Raw genomic sequence first — 15,912 nt, 5'->3', positions numbered from 1 at the left:
TCAGACCTCCCTGGGTAAAAGTACAATCTTTCCCTCCACCTATCTGCTTCATTTACTTTGTATTGCTTTCGGCAGAAAGGACTTTGTTTTGTGTTGCAAACTCGTCCAACAATACTAGCCTCTTATGAAGTTCGTGTTCCTCAGACCGGAGGTTTGCCGCTCGCTTCCTTCAGATTCCACGTCACCATGGACACCCTTGCGTTAAGCTAACTGCTACTTCTGCCTTCACAGTTCGGGACTTACACCCTATAGATTGCACCCATGCCAGGCGCACAACACCAAAGGGAAGCACTTTTTAGTGCTTCCCTTTTACTAGCCATATCGGTGTTTATAATTCAGACAGATGGCTGGCGGCGTTTTTCTTTCTCATTCTCCATCCGTTTAATGTAGACCTCCCCTTCCTGCTCAATCCATTCATTTTCCACTTCTCTATCTTCTTTAGCTGATTTCATGGCCATGTAAGCACTGACGAAGATACCTGCTACAATGAAATACATCCAAATAGGCAACGTCATAATTATATATCCCCTCCACTGTTTGTCCTACTATTCCAAATATATGTGGAGAAATAAAAAAAATGACTTTCAAATGAAAGTCATTTCTGCTGATCAGTTATGAAAAGTCGGTTTGTAGAAAGAACGGTTATCGAGGGCAAATACCCTTTCCGTATATTCTCCCGGCTTTGTTTTTTCAAGCACTTTATCCAGCATGTTCATTTTTGCATCGATATTATCGATATAATGCAGGATTTCGGCTTCTTTAATCATCGGCGGTTTTGGGCTTCCCCACTCGGCTTTTCCGTGATGAGAGAGGACCAAGTGCTGAAGAATCATGACTTCTTCCCCTTTTATCCCCAGTTCTTCAGATGCTTTTCCAATTTCATTAATCATTATGGAAATATGGCCAAGTAAGTTGCCTTCCACTGTATAGACCGTCGATGTAGGGCCTGATAGTTCAAATACTTTTCCAAGATCATGAAGGATGACCCCTGCATATAGCAAGTCCGTATCAAGGGATGGGTAAAGGGATGCAATGGACTTGGACAAGTCCAGCATTGATACCACATGGTAGGCAAGGCCCGAAACAAACTCATGATGGTTTTTTGTTGCAGCTGGATACTCTAAAAACGGCTTTTGATATTTCTTCAATAGGTGCCTGGTGATCCGCTGTATGTTCGGGTTTTTCATTTCAAAAATGTATTGAGTGATTTTACTGCTCATTTCATCAATGCTCAAAGGCGCAGTCTGAAGGAAATCTCCTATTTCAAGGCCATCCCCAGGAGAACTTGGTTTAATCTGCCTGATTCTAAGCTGGCTCTTGCCCCTGTAGCTTTGAACATCACCGGAGACCTTCACAATCGTTTCCGGCTGAAAATTGACTTCGTCCTGCTCGCTGGCATCCCACAGTTTCGCCTCGATATCACCGCTTTTGTCCTGCAGAATCAAAGTTAAAAATGGTTTGCCTGTGTTGGTTGTTCCTTTTGTCGTCTGCTTGATCAGCATGAATAATTCAACTGATGAGCCGACATCATATTGAGCAATCCCTGACATTCTTACTCCTCCCATTTCTCTTGTTTCTGCTAGTATACCATAATCTCAATCTAAGGCTGACAGGAAAGGCTTTGCCATAATTTGATTGACTCATAGAAATGTGAAAAGAACCTCTAAAAAAGACAAGCAGGATGAAGTTCCTCCTGCTGTCTTTGCTGAGTCAGCCTGCTGCGTCAGCTTTCCCTTTTTTCGCTATCCATACCTTCGTTGAAATCAGGCCGATAATCATGATAACAGCACCGAAGAGATAAGGAATATGGATATTCCATTCAAACAGTGTTCCGGCGATCAATGGTCCTGCTACATTCCCGAGGCTCAAGAAAGAGTTGTTCAGCCCCATGACCATCCCCTGCCTTTTACCAGCAAGCTTTGAAATCAGGGAATTCAATGAAGGGCGCAGCATGGAGTTCCCGACAAAAAAGACCGCTGTCGTAATCAGGACCCAGACCATATTAGGAGCAAGCGTCATGATGACAAAACCAAATGCACTGATGAGGAGTGATATGGTCACAACCTTTTGATCTCCAAGCCATTGGGTCATTTTTCCGACTCCAAAGCCCTGTACCACGGTCCCGATCAATCCTATCACCAGGATGATGAATCCCACTTCCTGCGGGCCGTAGCCGTATCGTTCGAGGGCATAATAGCTGAAGATTGCCTGAAAGTTAGCGAGGCCGAAGCTCATGATGAAGACAAGTACGAGCAGAAAGCCAACCGGGCTTCCAAGTGCTTTTTTCATGAGTATAAACTGGTTCTCTTTCTCTTCAGGCTCTTCCTGTGCACGCATTTCCTTTGTATAAGATTCCGGAAGAATCAAAATCGATACAACCGCCGCAATGGATGCGGCAATCCCGGCAAACAGGAAAGGATAGGAAAGGTCGTATTCCGCAAGCCATCCTCCGATTCCCGGACCAATGACAATCCCCATTCCCATTGCTGCCCCCAAGATTCCCATACCCTGTCCGCGCTTCTCTGGTTCCGTAACATCAGAGACATAAGCCATGGCAGTCGGCATCAAGGCAGAGCCAAAAATACCTGCAAGTATCCTTGAAACAAACAGCATCCACAAACCGGAAGCAAACGCGAAGACAAATTCAGCGATGGCGAACCCGATTAAACCGATCGTGATGAGCGGCTTACGGCCAACCCTGTCAGAAAGCCTCCCCCAAACGGGAGCAAATAAAAATTGCATGAAAGCAAATACTGCCACGAGGGCTCCAAGCACTTGTGCATTCGCGTTGAATTTTTCAACATAAAATGGAAGGATTGGAATTACCAATCCGATTCCAACCATGATGATGAATAGATTGAAGCTTAATAAGGCTAAAGGACCCCTTGCCTGAGTCCATCCTTCTTTACGATCCATAGTGTATTTCCTTTCTGTCATTCCTTTGTGCTACTCCGTATTGTACCGAAAAAGAGTGAGATTTACTAATGCCTTCGCCCTGTTAATGTTCCCCGGCTGCAGCCAGCCTCTCTTTATTTAAATTAATGACTTCATTGCTTTCTAGTTTCCTGACAATATGGGAATGGCAGGTGAAGAACAGTACTTGGATCTCGCCTTTGAATTCCTTCATCAGCCTCAGGACTGCTTCTGTTCTTTTTTCATCAAAATTGACAAAGCCATCATCAATGATCACCGGCATTGAGTGAACATCTTTCAGTATCCTTACCAAAGCGAACCTTATCGCAATATATAATTGTTCTTTTGTTCCTTGGCTGAGTTCGTCAGGAGTGAAAGTGACGCCGTCTTTTCTTTCAATGGTGAAATACTTCTCTTTGTTGGATCGGATTTTGTGATATTCCCCATTGGTCAGCAATTGAAAGTATTTCTCTGCCGTTTCAATCACCTTTGGAAGTTTTTCTTTTTTATACTCTTCCATTGTCTTATTGAGAGCGGACCGGGCCAACGAGAACTTCATCCACTCTCTGGATAATTCATTTAATTCGGCTTTTTGCTCATGATATTTATACAACAGCCTGGTGTATGATTCTCCTTCTTCCAACACTGAGATTTCATAAACCATTTCTGCAAGACTTTCATTTTCTTTGTGTGTCTTCTGTTTCAAATCTGCGATTTCTTCTTTCAGGCTGCTTTTTATTTTCGACAGTTCATGACTCTTCTCTTTCTGCAGATTGAATTCTTGAATCAATTTTCCTCCCAGCCTGTTAAACAGGATTTTCTCCTGTTGTTCCAGGGATTGCCTTTCATTTTTTAATTCCGCTCTGTGCCTGAACTCTTCTTCAGTCTCGGCACCCGCTGCCGCCAACAGCTCCTTCAATTCCCTATGAATCGAGGTCACCTGTGCTTGGATGAACTCAAATTCTTTAATCGTTTCATCCCGCTGTTTCAGCATTTGGTTGCAGGACAAGGATTTTTTTTCATTGAGAGCAAGTGCATCTTTCATCCTCAATAAGGTATCTTCAATCACTGTGAATTGTATTATCGTACCTTCCACAGCTTCCTCAATCTCCTTGGAGAAAAGTAAGACCTTCTCCTGAAGGTTTCTGTAAGCATCAGATGCTTCATGCTCCTCTTCATATAGTCCTGCTAATTCTTTGAGCCTCACAAAAGCTTCACCAAGCAGTTTCCATGGCATATCAGGTGAAAGCTGCAACTCCCCTGCCAGATCTTGAAACCTTTCCTGCAGCCTTTCTTCCTGTACGAATAAGTCTTTCTGTTCTTCTTGGAGTTTTAGGAATCGATGTTCTGTGTTCTCTAATTTCAAAACCCATTGTTTCCAGTTCTCTCTTAATTCTGTTTGTTCCTTCAATAACTTCCTGTTCTGCTCTCCCTCTCCGCCGGCTTGTGCATCCAGTTTTTCACGAAGACTTTCTGCCTTGTCCTTCAACTGCCGATAATAATCACTGCCGTCTTTATTCGACTGTAAATTCACGAAGAGAGTTATAGCAGATAAGACTATGAGGAAGACTGCTGCAGCCGCTAGTAACGAATCCGACAGGAACCATACCATAAGTCCGGTTAGGATTGAGAAAGCTGAACTAACTAAAATAGCAGAGCCTTTTTTACTTCTTTTAGACAGTTTATCTTTATTCTCTTTAAGTTGTTCTTGAACTAGTTCGTATTGAATCTTTAAGGTATCTGCTTCTTTGCTTTCCCTTACATTCTTTTGAAGCTCCTGATAGCTGGTTTCTTCCAGAAGACTTTCTTCGATTTCCCCACAGCGTTCTTCCAGGAATCTCAGCTGCTTTTTTTCTTCTTGCAATGCTTCAATAACAGTTTCCTTTTTCAGTTGCAGTTTATAAAAGGAATCTTCTATGCTTTTTACTCTGTCTTTCATGACTATATCCAATTGGACCTCTTTGATAGAATCGAAATCTTCTAAATTCAACTCCCTCATCAATTGGTCTCTTTTAGCTTTGATGCCAGTGAGTTTACGCTCCAGGTCTGCACCCTGGTCCTGCCATCTTATGTATAACTCCCTTTTTTCAAGGATGCTCGTGAACAGGGCAGTCCGATCAATAAGAGTATCATCGGGTTTACTTTCGTCTAAAGATTTATTCAGTTCGGCTAAACGAGTACGAGTGACTTCCAAGGCCGATTTTTGGTGAACATGCTGGCTTTGCCATTTTTCAAAGCGCTGCAGACCGTTTACTGGAAAAGAATGAAGGTTCTCCAATTGGGATAACCTGTCTTTTATGTTCTGATACTCGCAGAGATCCTGCCAAGAATTTTCAAGTGCTTCAATGCGATTTACTTCTTCTGCTTTTCGGTCAGATTCTTTACGAAAATCTGACAACGCTTCTTCCGCTCTGTTCTTTTTTTCAAGTAACAGAGTAAAAGCCTCATTTTTCTCTTTGGCTTTTTTTAACTGTAATTCACTATGTTTGATTTCCAACACTTTTTGATTGATTTCAGGTTTCTTTCCCGACTTTTTGAATAACCTGTCAAGTTCCTTCTGCCATTGCTCTTCCAACTTGAAGAGTGCATCAGTGCCAGTCATCCCTGAGCTTAAAAGATAACGGTTGATATCCTCTTCCTTCAGATTGGAAATCTCCTGAAGTCCATGGATATTAAACGAATAAATTCCTTGAAAGGCCGCCTTATCCAGGCCTTTCAATACTCTCTTCAATTCTTCCTCACCGCCAGTTGATCCGTCCTCATAAAACAGAGTCACATCTCCTGCTGCTTTTCCCTTGATTCTCTCTATTGTAAGTGAATGGCCGTCATCTAATATCAATGTCAATTTCCCGCCATATTTGGCATGCGTCTTCGGCTCATACCTCTGCTGGGATTGCTGTTTTGTAGGGAAACCGAATAGTACACCATGAATGAAGGCCATGATCGTAGACTTTCCTGCTTCATTCTCTCCATAGAGAATAGAAAAGCCACTCAGGTCCTTCAGTTCAAAGTTCTCCAATTTTCCAAAACCGTAAATATGTATGTCAGTGATCCTCATTGATATCACCTCCTCTATTCATTATTAATCTTTATAGGAGAAAGAAGTTTGCAGCATTGATAGCACAGCCTCTTTGATCTCTTCCTTTTCTTCAGGTTGAAGTGAATCAATATAGCGGTGCGCCTGGGGATGAAGAAATAATACTGAGGAAGCCTCGTCCCAGCTCTGATCATCCCAGCCCTGGATGTTTTGAATCATTTCATTCAGGAATGTTTCCTGTCCTTCAATATAACCAACCCCGGTGTTTTCCTTGATTCTTAAGGAGTGCACCCAGACAAAATCCTCCTGGTACTCCTCACCATCCTGGAACGCTTCCAAAATTTCTCCGCTCTGGATTTTCTGTAGAACCTCAGCACCTATTTTTTCTATATCTGTGAGTTCAATCTCCAAAAAGGTGCCTCCCTCTCTTCGGAATCTTTCCATTTCAGACTTGCACAGTTCAAAAACCTGGCTCAGCTTTGTCTCTTCCTTCAAGGAGATAGAGGTTTTTTCCCACAGGATTTCCTGCGTCTCGATGAATTCAAGTTCTGCTTCTTCATTCTCGATTGTCACAGCATAACAGCCCTTCGGCCCCGTTTCTTTTCGGTGCCTGCCTTGTATATTCCCGGGATACACAATCGGCGGGGAAGCAGAAAGCAGCTGGCGGACATGTATATGCCCAAGTGCCCAATAGTCGTAGTTTTTCTCCTTGAGTTCCGTTAAGCTGAATGGAGCGTAAGGCTCGTGAGCAGATGTCTCCCCTGCTTCGCTTCCATGAAGGAGGCCAATATGAATATCTCCATCCTTCCGGGCAGGAGGATACCCAGCGGCTTTCCGTTCCAGCACATGGCGTTTATCATAACTGAAACCGTATAAGTGGACCTCCCTTCCCCCATTGGTTGGATGGATGACTTCCTCCACCTCTGCCCCAAACACTTTAACATTGTCAGGCATCTCTAAATGCGACCAGTAATTTCCTAGATAATCATGATTTCCATGGATGATATATACCGCAATGCCGGCTTCGTCCAGCCGCTGAAATTGTCTTTTTAATCTGGCTTGAGCCCGGATGCTTCTATCTTCTTCATCATACAGGTCCCCTGATATGATGAAGAAATCCACCTTCCGCTTTACTGCATGCTCAACAATTCTCTCAAAAGAGGCAAAAGTGCTGTTCTGCACCCTCTGAAACAGCTCCTCCGGAAAATGCTTCAATCCCTTGAAAGGACTGTCTAAATGCAGGTCGGCCGTATGTATAAATGTTACTTTGTTCACAGAATCAACCCTTCTTTCATTCGATACGAATGCACGTTCTCTTATTCTTTCATTATAGACTACTTTTCATCAAAAAATAAGGATGGGCGGGGATATTCTTATTAATCGGTTTTTTAACAGTTACCGGCCATGCGCTTTCAAGTTTTCATTGCCGTGGTTTCTGCCTCAGGTGGTCTCTGTTCTAGTGAAAAAATCAAATAAAGAAGATGAAATCATGAGTGATTTCATCTTCTTTCCGTTCGTTCAACTCACTTTTTTCCTCAATCACACTTGCAATCTATCATGTGAATATACAAGATGTCATAAAGATGCTGGATTGGGGACATCTTCTTCGCTGTTTCACACTGATCATGCACCCAAAGGGCCGGATTGGCGACATCTTCTTCGCTGTTTCACACTGATCATGTACCCTAAGGGCTTGCTTGGGTACATCTTCTTCCCTGCTTCACACTGATCATGTACCCTAAGGGCTTGCTTGGGTACATCTTCTTCCCTGCTTCACACTGATCATGTACCAAAAGGGGTGGATTGGATACATCTTCTTCACTGCTTCACACTGATCATGTACCCAAAGGGCTTGCTTGGATACATCTTCTCCGCCATCTTGCCACACTCATGTACCCAAAGGGGTGGATTGGAGACATCTTCTTCACTGTTTTACTCAGATAATGTACCCAAAGGGCCGGATTGGGGACATCTTCTTCACTGTTTCATACTGATCATGTACCCAAAGGGCGAGATTGGATACATCTTCTTCGCTGTTTCACACTGATCATGTACCCAAAGGGCGGGATTGCCGACCTCTTCTTCTCCATCTTGCCGTGAGGTGCTTGCCTTGATGCACCATTAAGTGAATCTCACCAACAAAATTTCCTTAAAAAAGATTCGCTGAGTATGTAAATTTAATGGACCGGTCCTTATCCTAACCCCAAATGTTTACCCAGCCAAATACCACTTGCTGCGGCCTGCGATAAAGAATGCGTTTCTCCTGAACAATCTCCAATGAGATACAAGCCAGAGACTTCACTTTCAAAAAATGTGTTCGTAAATAATTTCGGCTCATAAAATTTGGCATCGATTCCGTAAATCAACGTGTCGCCATGAATCCTTTCACCCAGCAGACCTTCAAGCGAGGATAACATCTCAAGCAGCGCCCTGGTATACAGACAGGGAACTTCCTCTATTACATTTCCGTAATCCGCTGACAAAGTCGGCAGGATGCTATTTCGACTTAAGTCGTTTGTGATTCGACCGGATTTTAAATCTTCCAATCTCTGTACAACGATCCTGTCCGTTCCTCTATTAATCTTTTGGATGACAGATTCAGCATACTCCTGTGCTTCGCCCTGTGTACTGAAGTACCTTGGGACAAACAATGTAAAATTCAGATTGTGACTGGGTGTCTCCTTCTCCCTTACATTCTGGCCATCCGGCATGACCAGCCCATGCTGATGTTTCCGGATGATCCTTCCTTGTGGGTTCATGCAATAGGTTGTCGCCGTATAAGAATCCCCCAAATAGGTCAGTTTCGTTTCAAAGGTTTCCTTCAGGATCGCATCCAGCTGGCTGCCTTTCATTTCCACACGCAGGCCCAAATCAAGCCTTGTTTCTCCTGGAAAAAGCCCAAGCGATTCTGTCTGGTGCTTCAGCCACCTGCTTCCGCTCATCCCTGTAGCCATCACCAGCTTCCTGGTAGGAAAATGTCTATCCTCTGAGCTTAATTGAAATCCTTCAGAATTACGTGTAATCGATTCGATCCTTGTTTCAAAGGTCAAATCGGCTTTCTCTTTTAAAAACTCATAGATTCCTTGAAAAACCTTTTGTGCCAACTGAGTTCCGAGATGACGGACAGTAGTGGAGAGAACTCTGAATTTATACTGCTCAGCCCTGGCAGAAAGCTCCTCATTAAGGGTATTATACGTCTCCACAACTCCTCCACCAAACTCACACAGAATTTCATCCACTTCCTTCATCAGTTCCATTGCGTGCTCTTTTCCGATTTTCCTGCCAAGTTCTCCTCCAAAATCATTGGTGTAATTGAATTTTCCCTCTGATTTTCCCAGACCGGCAAACCCTATGTATTTTGAGCAGATTTCTCCGCAAGTACAAGGGCCTCCATTATCGAGGCCGCAGACGCGCTCCTCCAGTTTCTTACCCAGATCTATAATATGTATGTTGGTATTCTCATTCTCTTTTAATAACTGATAAGCTGTGAAAATGCCGCTCACACCTGCTCCAATGATAGTAACGTCATACAAGCTGTCCTTCACAAACCACACTTCCTTTCTGATTCATTCCCAGTTGCTGATGCTTCTCTCACAAGGAGCACCCTTTACTCATATTTTTTTATCTATTTTATTTCCAGTTTCTTTTTTCAGTTCCTTGTTCAACAACCTGAGTTCACTTCTCAACTTCTTGATTTCACGAGAAGAATCAATTCCCTCTGCCACTGCTTTCTTTATCACAAAGTAAAAGCCCAGGATTAAAAATAAATAAATCATTCCTACTATTATTGCTTCCACGAGTTAACCACCTTTTTCTCCGAAGATAATGCTGCTAGAGAGATCAACTGACTGCACCGCATCCTTGGAAATCATTTGTTAGACAGCCCCCTCAGACCGGCACACTCAAGGGGGTACAAAAAATCCTTCATCACTTAAATGTTCGCTTTAGACAAACGAATACCTGCTTTGCCTTCCTTAAATAAGAGATGCATCACCAAAATCAATGACCGGCCGGCTTTAACCTCTCAAAGGAAATGACCCGCCAATATTTCCATTCATTATATATGGCTCTTTTCTAAAAGATTTTGCTTTTCGATGGCTACTTGCGTTTCTGCCCTTTCAAGTAGGGATTGGTGTGGAAATCCATTACTTTTCCACACCCACAATCTTTGCGAAAACAGTCTTAAATAAAGGCTCTTTTCGTAAACTTTGTTGTTTTTTCAGATTAATTCCGAAAAAAATAACCATAATTCACCGGAATAACCTCGTAACCAGCAAAAGAAAAGAGCTGCTCTCTCGGATTTGAGAGAAAGCCCTTAGTATACGGGGAAAAGTCCGGCTCTTGGGATTTTCCCGAAAGCAACAAGTATGCGAATACAGCCTAAATAAAAAAGGCAGTTCCCCTGCTCAAAGGAGAAACTGCCTAAACATTAATTTTTCTTCGTTAACTCCAAGGCTTTTTTAATATCTTTGTAAGAATTTGACTTGCCATACATCAATACACCGCCCCGGTAGATTCGTGCTCCGAACCAGCCCAAAATCAGAATGGAGAGAACAAGGACAGCAATACCGAGGATAGGTTCCCAGACAGCTATATTGAGCATCCCTACACGCAGGAACATGACCATTGGAGTGAAGAATGGAATATACGAAGCCGCCGTAATGAATCCAGCCTCAGGATTGCCTAGTCCATAAAAGGCAATGAAGAAGCCGATCATGATCAGGAAGGTCATCGGCATGACCATTTGCTGGACATCTTCAATCCTGCTGACAAGGGAGCCTAGAAGTGCCGCTAAAGTCGCATACAGGAAGTAGCCAAGAAGGAAGAACAGGATGGCATAGATGATAATGCCCACAGGGATTTCATTCAATCCGAAAAATTCCATTATTCCTCCCATTTCGGAATCTGCTTTGCTTGTCAGGGCAAAGTACCCGACTCCCAATAATATCGACAGTTGAGTCAAGCCGACCAGGCCGATTCCCAAAATTTTCGCGAACATCTGCTTTACCGGAGAAACACTTGAGATCAAGATTTCCATCACACGGGATGATTTTTCCGTTGCCACTTCCATTGCGATCATATTGGCATAGACAATGACCGAAATGTAGATAAAGAATAACAGAAGATACACAATTCCTCGTGCCTGATTCAATTCTTCTTCAGATTTAGCCCCCTCTACCAGCGCTTCCCTCTCAAAGGAAACTGGTGCACTTAATGAAGCCAGCTCTTCAGGTGACAGTTCCAGGTTTTCAGCAGCCCTTGATGATTTGATTCCCTGGAGAGCATTCTGCAGATCATTTGCCAGTGAAGAAGCGGAAATCGACTCAGACTTATAGATTCCTTGCGGCAAGCCGTTTTCATCTTCGGAAAGAATCAGGTATCCATCATAGGTCCCTTCTTCTGTACTTTCCTTCAAGCTCTCTTCACTTTCACTCGTTTGTTCTAATTCCAGTTCTTCATTCATTGTGCTCAATTGAGCGGAGAAGGGGCTGAACAACTCACCTGTTTCATCAACAACAGCAACCACATCCTGTTCATCCCCGCTGAAGCCTTCGATGATCCCCTGCAAGTTGGCCAGCAAAAAAATGCCTGCCGCCACAATGAGGGTGGTGATGATAAATGATTTTGCCTTCAATTTATTCAGGTATGATTGGCCGAGGATCAAGAAAAAATTATTCATATGAAGTACCTACTTTCTCAATGAAAATATCATTCAAGGACGGCTCCTCCAGTTCAAACTTGCGGACGAAGCCTCTCTTGACCACTTCGTTGAAAACATCCTGTGCAATATCTTCGGATTGGACCTGAAGCTGGATTCCCTCTGTCGTTTTCTTTGTCTTAGTAACTCCGGAAAGTGTTTGCAGAAAACTCAAATCGTAATCCGCATGGATCGTCACGTTCTTCTTACCGAACGAACGCTTGATTTCTTTTAATCCTCCATGCACTACCGGAGTCCCTTTATGCATGATACAGAGGTTTTCACAAAGCTCTTCTACATGTTCCATCCGATGGCTTGAAAACACGATTGTTGTTCCGCTTTCCTTGATATCAGCAACCGCATCCTTCAGCAGCTCCACATTGACGGGGTCAAGGCCGCTGAAAGGCTCATCGAGAATCAATAATTTCGGCTTATGTATAATGGAAGCGATCAACTGGATCTTTTGCTGATTCCCTTTAGATAACTCCTCCACTTTCTTGGTTTTATATTCAGGAACGTTGAAGCGTTCTAACCAGTACTCCAGTTCTTTTTCAGCTTCTCGTTTATCCATTCCTCTCAAGCGGGCGAGGTAAATGATTTGGTCATTTACTTTCATCTTCGGATACAAACCGCGTTCTTCCGGAAGGTAGCCAATTTCCGGACTAGTTGAGTAATCAATTTTTTTGCCATTCCAGGTAATGGTTCCCGCACTCGGATCAAGCAGCCCGAGGATCATCCTGAAAGTGGTCGTTTTGCCAGCACCATTTCCCCCCAAGAAACCAAACATCTCTTTTTCCGGTATGCTGATCGATAAATCATCCACTGCAGTGAACTTCCCGAATCGCTTCGTTACATTGTTCAATGATAATACCATGCTCTTTCCTCCCCTTTGCTTTCCAATTAGAACAGCAGCCTTCCGCTATTCTATTTATTACCTCGTGTTAGATTCTCCACCTTCTTAATACGAATGTATAGTGAAAAAGATTCGTTTATCAATAAAAAAAGAAAAATTTCATCATTGCAAAAGCTTTATTATTCATTAAAATTATGCAAGAATAATAGTAACTATCAGAATTTTTAAAAAGGGGATAGAGACATGAAGGTTTATAAACTTACGGTTTTCGAACAAACAGGGGAAAATATTTACGAAGACTCCTTTGAGGCAGCAACAGATGATGAAGCAAAAAAAATCGGAAAAGGGATTCTTGAAGAAAAAGGATATGAGGATCACACTCACCGATGTGCTTCACCTCTTGGCAAATTAGTTTTATTTCACCCATAGATTCCCCGGGATATGCTATTTTAAGCAGCTGACATGTAAAGTAAAATCAGGACGCACTGAGCTGCACATGCTTCAGTGCGTTTTTAGTTTTCATTATTTTTCGTGACGTGTAAAGGATGAGAATCATCATTCGCTTGTCCTCCAACACATAATGGATTCCTCAATAATAATCCAAAGAAACGTCCTGTGTTAATCAGTTCACAGGACGTTTCTTTATCCTTTATAAGCTGTAACTATAATAAAAGGTTTACATATTCATTTGCCTTTAAATTGCGGAACCCGCTTTTCAACAAATGCTCTTATGCCTTCTTGGTGATCATGTGTCTGCCTCATTTTCCACTGTCCTGCTTTTTCCAGCTCCAAAGCTTTCTCAAGCCGGTCTCTGTTCATTTGTGCATAAATGGATTTGGATTCAATAATCGACATCAAAGGCTTCTGCAGACATTCAGTGATATATTTTTCAATGGCTCTGTCGAGTTTGCCCGATGGAATGGCTTCATCCACAAGCTTCTTCATCAGGGCTTCCTGCCCTTCAATCACCTTTCCTGTCCACATAAGCTTCTTCGCCCTGCCGGTGCCCAGGCGTTCCTCAAGGAAAAAGTGTCCTCCACCATCCGGGATAAGGCCTATACCTATGAAATTCATCGCCAGCTTGCTGTCTTCCTCGCAGATGATATAATCGGTGGCCAGCGCCATGCTCAGCCCCAAGCCGGCTGCAGCCCCATGTATACCGGTGATCGTCAATTTTTTCATCGTGTAGAGCGTCATGGCCAGCTCGCTGATGACCTCCATAATCTCTGAAAACTCCTGTTCTCCGCCAAGATTCAGCATTTCTTTGATATCCCCTCCTGAAGAGAACCCCTTTCCTTCCCCTCTTAGAACCAAAACCAAGATATCATCATCTTTCTCGACTTCCTTCAGACAGTTCTTGAGCTCCCTCATCATTTGCGGATTCATGGCATTCAATGACTTGGGCCGGTTCAATATCACCGTTGCGATCTTCCCGCTCTTTTCAAGTTTAATAGTCTCATACAGTGCATTTACATTCATGAAAAAACACCCCTTGCTCGCTTGAGTTCCAAATTTTTAAAATATTCTATTAAAATTATACCAAATTATCTTTTAAAAATATCAATTTATGCTTACATAAAAAACGCAAGGCCATTTCATTCGGCATGAGCGGAAATCGAATTTATCAACAGCAGCAATGCTTGTGAAAACGGTCTTTTTAAAAAAGAGAAAGCCGGCAGACTCCCGGCTTCCCGCTTTTGTGCTCTTATACTTTATTGTCCGACCCGGTCTTTTACCTGATCACGCAGGGCTCTCTTTAAGAACTTTCCGACCGAGGTTTTAGGAATCTCTTCAAAGAACAAAATCTCGTCAGGCAGCCACCATTTGGCGAATTGCGGTTGAAGGAAAGCATAGATTTCCTCTTTCGTCGTATTCTGGTGGTCTCCTTCTTTCAGGACCACGCAGGCTACTGGGCGTTCCTGCCATTCAGGGTGCGGTACGGCAACCACTGCCGCTTCAAATATACTTTCATGAGCCATCAAAGCATTTTCCAAATCAACGCTTGAAATCCACTCTCCACCCGACTTAACCAAATCTTTCGTTCGGTCGACAATTTTAATGAAACCTTCTTCATCCACCGTGACTACATCTCCTGTATACAGCCAGCCATCCCTGAACGCGTCCTCCGTCCGTTCATCTTTATAGTACTCCGAAGCAATCCATGGCCCTCTTAATGTAAGTTCGCCCATTTCCCTTCCATCCCAGGAAACTTCTCCATCCTTACCGATGATTTTCATTTCTAATCCTGGTACAAGGATACCCTGTTTGGCTTTCACATTATATTTTTCCTCTTTATCCCACTCTTCCATATAACTCTTTTCACCTGTCACCACTGCCAGCGGACTGGTCTCCGTCATTCCATATGCATGCATGAAAGGTATGCCATGTTTTTCTTCAAACGCTTTGATCATACCGAGCGGCGCAGCAGATCCTCCGCAAAGAATAGATCGCAGGCTGGAGAGGTCATACTCATTTTCATCAAGCTCTTTTAATAAACCAAGCCAGATGGTCGGGACCCCGGCTGTGATTGTTACTTTCTCTTCCTGCATCAATTCAGCCAGCAGTTTAGGGGTGAAATAAGGTCCCGGCAGCACTTGGGATGTCCCGAACCAAGTTGCCGCAAATGGAAGTCCCCAAGCATTTACATGGAACATCGGCACCACCGGCAGGGCAATATCTTTTTCAGATACTCCTGTCGTATCGGCAAGGCCAAGAGCCATGCTGTGAAGGACGATACCTCTGTGTGAGTAGACGACTCCTTTTGGATTCCCAGTTGTTGCACTTGTATAGCACATTCCCGCCGGAGCATTCTCATCGAGGTCATCCCTGAGTTTATGGTTAGGATCTCCTTCTGCAAGAAGTTCTTCATAATGGTACACAGGTGACAGCGAGGTTTCAGGGAGTTCTTCTTTATCGGTCATGATGACAAAAGCTTCGACTGTTTTCAATTGGTCCTTCACTTTTTCAATTAAAGGTACAATGTCGGAATCAATCAGCAGGACCTTGTCTTCCGCATGATTGATTATGTATATGATATGCTGTGGAGCAAGCCGGATGTTGATTGTGTGAAGCACAGCTCCGCTGCAAGGCACGGCAAAATAGGCTTCTAAATGCCTATGGTGGTTCCAGGCAAGTGTCCCCACCTTCTCGCCTTCCTTGACACCCAGCTTTTCGAGCGCACTGGACAGCCTGCGGGTCCGTGCAGCCATTTCTTTATAAGTGAATCGGTTGATACCCCCGTCTGTCCGCGATACGATTTCTTTCTTAGGGTAAAACTTTTCAGCACGCTCAATCATTTGTGTAAGCAGCAAAGGAGTATTCATCATTGGACATCTCTCCCATCATTTTTGAAATCGCTTTCAAATTACTTCACTAGAATATATGCCTGGCTATACTGTTCTCATTCGATAT

12 protein-coding genes are annotated in these 15,912 nt (G+C 43.3%); 1 reads left to right on the top strand and 11 read right to left on the bottom strand.

The window, feature by feature from the left end; translation table 11 throughout:
* Positions 1 to 335 precede the first annotated feature (335 nt).
* From FZC78_RS16045 to FZC78_RS16005, 9 genes are all read right to left on the bottom strand, one after another.
* The gene (locus FZC78_RS16045; protein ID WP_148941103.1) at positions 336 to 515 is read right to left on the bottom strand and encodes a sporulation YhaL family protein; all 180 of its coding nucleotides are present in this window, start codon (positions 513 to 515) and stop codon (positions 336 to 338) included.
* Between the two features lie 93 nt (positions 516 to 608).
* Positions 609 to 1,550, bottom strand: coding sequence for a 3'-5' exoribonuclease YhaM (yhaM, locus tag FZC78_RS16040; protein WP_148941101.1), 942 nt, complete (start codon positions 1,548 to 1,550; stop codon positions 609 to 611).
* A 160-nt stretch (positions 1,551 to 1,710) separates the two neighbouring features.
* Entirely contained in the window at positions 1,711 to 2,916 is a 1,206-nt protein-coding gene (locus FZC78_RS16035; protein WP_148941099.1) for an MFS transporter, read from the bottom strand.
* Positions 2,917 to 2,998: 82 nt separating this feature from the next.
* A complete protein-coding gene (locus FZC78_RS16030; protein WP_148941097.1) occupies positions 2,999 to 5,971 on the bottom strand; it encodes an ATP-binding protein in 2,973 nt (990 codons plus the stop codon).
* A 24-nt stretch (positions 5,972 to 5,995) separates the two neighbouring features.
* Positions 5,996 to 7,225: a metallophosphoesterase family protein gene (locus FZC78_RS16025; RefSeq protein WP_187444962.1), complete on the bottom strand. Its 1,230-nt coding sequence runs from the start codon at positions 7,223 to 7,225 to the stop codon at positions 5,996 to 5,998.
* 917 nt (positions 7,226 to 8,142) lie between these two features.
* Entirely contained in the window at positions 8,143 to 9,483 is a 1,341-nt protein-coding gene (locus FZC78_RS16020) for an NAD(P)/FAD-dependent oxidoreductase (protein WP_148941117.1), read from the bottom strand.
* Between the two features lie 78 nt (positions 9,484 to 9,561).
* Entirely contained in the window at positions 9,562 to 9,747 is a 186-nt protein-coding gene (locus tag FZC78_RS16015) for a hypothetical protein (protein WP_148941093.1), read from the bottom strand.
* A gap of 632 nt (positions 9,748 to 10,379) precedes the next feature.
* Complete coding sequence (locus tag FZC78_RS16010; protein ID WP_148941091.1) at positions 10,380 to 11,630, bottom strand: ABC transporter permease; 1,251 nt, start codon at positions 11,628 to 11,630, stop codon at positions 10,380 to 10,382.
* Positions 11,623 to 12,522: an ABC transporter ATP-binding protein gene (locus FZC78_RS16005; protein ID WP_148941089.1), complete on the bottom strand. Its 900-nt coding sequence runs from the start codon at positions 12,520 to 12,522 to the stop codon at positions 11,623 to 11,625. Before FZC78_RS16005 ends, FZC78_RS16010 begins: the two co-directional genes overlap by 8 nt.
* Before the next feature lie 222 nt (positions 12,523 to 12,744).
* On the opposite strand from FZC78_RS16005, the gene FZC78_RS16000 reads away from it, so the two are divergent.
* Positions 12,745 to 12,930, top strand: coding sequence for a YhzD family protein (locus tag FZC78_RS16000; protein ID WP_148941087.1), 186 nt, complete (start codon positions 12,745 to 12,747; stop codon positions 12,928 to 12,930).
* A 255-nt stretch (positions 12,931 to 13,185) separates the two neighbouring features.
* Here FZC78_RS16000 and FZC78_RS15995 read toward each other — a convergent pair whose 3' ends face one another.
* Both FZC78_RS15995 and FZC78_RS15990 read right to left on the bottom strand, forming a co-directional pair.
* Positions 13,186 to 13,980 carry an enoyl-CoA hydratase gene (locus FZC78_RS15995; protein WP_148941085.1) on the bottom strand — a complete coding sequence of 265 codons (795 nt, stop codon included), beginning with the start codon at positions 13,978 to 13,980 and terminating at the stop codon, positions 13,186 to 13,188.
* 233 nt (positions 13,981 to 14,213) lie between these two features.
* Positions 14,214 to 15,827, bottom strand: coding sequence for a long-chain fatty acid--CoA ligase (locus tag FZC78_RS15990; protein ID WP_148941083.1), 1,614 nt, complete (start codon positions 15,825 to 15,827; stop codon positions 14,214 to 14,216).
* Positions 15,828 to 15,912 lie beyond the last annotated feature (85 nt).

The sequence above is a fragment of the Rossellomorea vietnamensis genome (assembly GCF_008180415.1).
Classification (GTDB): Bacteria; Bacillota; Bacilli; order Bacillales; family Bacillaceae_B; genus Rossellomorea; species Rossellomorea vietnamensis_C.
This window is presented reverse-complemented; position numbering and strand designations above follow the sequence as displayed.

What these genes read in the sequence shown, in the direction of transcription:
- FZC78_RS15990 (WP_148941083.1), bottom strand. Translation starts at nt 15,827, where the DNA reads ATGATGAATACTCCTTTGCTGCTTACACAAATGATTGAGCGTGCTGAA.
- FZC78_RS16030 (WP_148941097.1), bottom strand. Translation starts at nt 5,971, where the DNA reads ATGAGGATCACTGACATACATATTTACGGTTTTGGAAAATTGGAGAAC.
- FZC78_RS16000 (WP_148941087.1), top strand. Translation starts at nt 12,745, where the DNA reads ATGAAGGTTTATAAACTTACGGTTTTCGAACAAACAGGGGAAAATATT.
- FZC78_RS16005 (WP_148941089.1), bottom strand. Translation starts at nt 12,522, where the DNA reads ATGGTATTATCATTGAACAATGTAACGAAGCGATTCGGGAAGTTCACT.
- FZC78_RS16045 (WP_148941103.1), bottom strand. Translation starts at nt 515, where the DNA reads ATGACGTTGCCTATTTGGATGTATTTCATTGTAGCAGGTATCTTCGTC.
- yhaM (WP_148941101.1), bottom strand. Translation starts at nt 1,550, where the DNA reads ATGTCAGGGATTGCTCAATATGATGTCGGCTCATCAGTTGAATTATTC.
- FZC78_RS15995 (WP_148941085.1), bottom strand. Translation starts at nt 13,980, where the DNA reads ATGAATGTAAATGCACTGTATGAGACTATTAAACTTGAAAAGAGCGGG.
- FZC78_RS16035 (WP_148941099.1), bottom strand. Translation starts at nt 2,916, where the DNA reads ATGGATCGTAAAGAAGGATGGACTCAGGCAAGGGGTCCTTTAGCCTTA.
- FZC78_RS16010 (WP_148941091.1), bottom strand. Translation starts at nt 11,630, where the DNA reads ATGAATAATTTTTTCTTGATCCTCGGCCAATCATACCTGAATAAATTG.